Below are 257 nucleotides of genomic sequence, written 5' to 3'. Positions count from 1 at the left end.
ACCCAGTCCGCGTACTCGCGCGTGTCCATGGCCGACAGCGGCGGGGCTGCGTTCTTCTGCCCTGAGGGCTTGGCACCGATGGGGATTGCAATCTGCATGATCTCGCCCATCACTGAGCTGATTGGCCCCATCGTGGGCGTCACGCCCGGGGCTAGCCCTTCCTCCATGGACGTCAGGCGTTCGGAGACCATCTGGCGCGCCCGGAAGATGTCTGTCTTCCAGTCAAATGTCACGTAGATGAAGGAAAGCCCGGCGCT

Annotated in this window: 1 protein-coding gene; it reads right to left on the bottom strand. The window is 63.0% G+C overall.

Annotation, left to right across the window (positions count from 1 at the left end):
• On the bottom strand, positions 1–257 hold a 257-nt coding region (locus RVY79_RS20390; RefSeq protein WP_317466409.1), incomplete at both ends, for a hypothetical protein.

It is taken from the genome of Chromohalobacter sp. HP20-39, assembly GCF_033052815.1.
In the GTDB taxonomy this organism is placed as follows: Bacteria; Pseudomonadota; Gammaproteobacteria; order Pseudomonadales; family Halomonadaceae; genus Chromohalobacter.
Note: the sequence above shows the minus strand (reverse complement) of the source record. Positions and strands in the feature narration are given on the sequence as shown.